General features: G+C 61.6%; 1 protein-coding gene. It reads left to right on the top strand.

The annotated features are described in order from the left end of the window. The first annotated feature begins 1 nt into the window (after window position 1). On the top strand, window positions 2-1,210 hold the full coding sequence (gene tuf / locus JHD73_RS27810; protein ID WP_199033345.1) for an elongation factor Tu: 1,209 nt from the start codon (window positions 2-4) through the stop codon (window positions 1,208-1,210).

The following is a 1,210-nucleotide window of genomic DNA, read 5'->3' as shown; positions in this document are numbered from 1 at the left end:
CATGGCAAAGGAAAAGTTCGAGCGGACCAAGCCGCACGTGAACGTTGGGACGATTGGTCACGTTGACCACGGCAAGACGACGCTGACCGCGGCGATCGCCACCGTGCTGTCCGCCAAGTTTGGTGGCGAAGCGAAGAAGTACGACGAAATCGACGCAGCGCCGGAAGAAAAGGCACGCGGCATCACGATCAACACCGCGCACATCGAGTACGAAACGGCCAACCGCCACTACGCACACGTTGACTGCCCGGGCCACGCCGACTACGTCAAGAACATGATTACCGGTGCCGCCCAGATGGACGGCGCAATCCTGGTGTGCTCGGCCGCTGACGGCCCGATGCCGCAAACGCGTGAGCACATCCTGCTGGCCCGTCAGGTTGGCGTGCCGTACATCATCGTCTTCCTGAACAAGTGCGACATGGTGGACGACGCTGAGCTGCTGGAGCTGGTCGAGATGGAAGTGCGCGAACTTCTGTCGAAGTACGACTTCCCGGGCGACGACACCCCGATCATCAAGGGTTCGGCCAAGCTGGCGCTGGAAGGCGACAAGGGCGAGCTGGGCGAAGTGGCCATCATGAACCTGGCCGACGCACTGGACACCTACATCCCGACGCCGGAGCGCGCTGTTGACGGTACGTTCCTGATGCCGGTGGAAGACGTGTTCTCGATCTCGGGTCGCGGCACCGTGGTGACCGGCCGTATCGAGCGTGGCGTGATCAAGGTCGGCGAAGAAATCGAAATCGTCGGTATCGCCATGGACGGCGACAAGCCGAAGATCGACAAGACGACCTGCACGGGCGTGGAAATGTTCCGCAAGCTGCTCGACCAAGGTCAGGCAGGCGACAACGTCGGTATTCTGCTGCGCGGCACGAAGCGCGAAGACGTTCAGCGCGGCCAAGTGCTGGCCAAGCCGGGCTCGATCAAGCCGCACACGGAATTCACGGGCGAGGTCTACATCCTGTCGAAGGACGAAGGTGGTCGTCACACCCCGTTCTTCAACAACTACCGCCCGCAGTTCTACTTCCGTACGACGGACGTGACTGGCTCGATCGCCCTGCCGGAAGGCAAGGAAATGGTCATGCCGGGCGACAACGTGTCGATCACCGTCAAGCTGATCGCCCCGATCGCCATGGAAGAAGGCCTGCGCTTCGCTATCCGTGAAGGCGGCCGTACCGTTGGCGCTGGCGTCGTTGCCAAGATCATCAAGTAA

This window comes from Ralstonia sp. ASV6, from assembly GCF_016429285.1.
Classification (GTDB): domain Bacteria; phylum Pseudomonadota; class Gammaproteobacteria; order Burkholderiales; family Burkholderiaceae; genus Ralstonia; species Ralstonia flaminis.
Note: the sequence above shows the minus strand (reverse complement) of the source record. Positions and strands in the feature narration are given on the sequence as shown.

Bases quoted from the DNA above. Each gene is read 5' to 3' on its own strand.
- tuf (WP_199033345.1), top strand. From the start codon at position 2: ATGGCAAAGGAAAAGTTCGAGCGGACCAAGCCGCACGTGAACGTTGGG.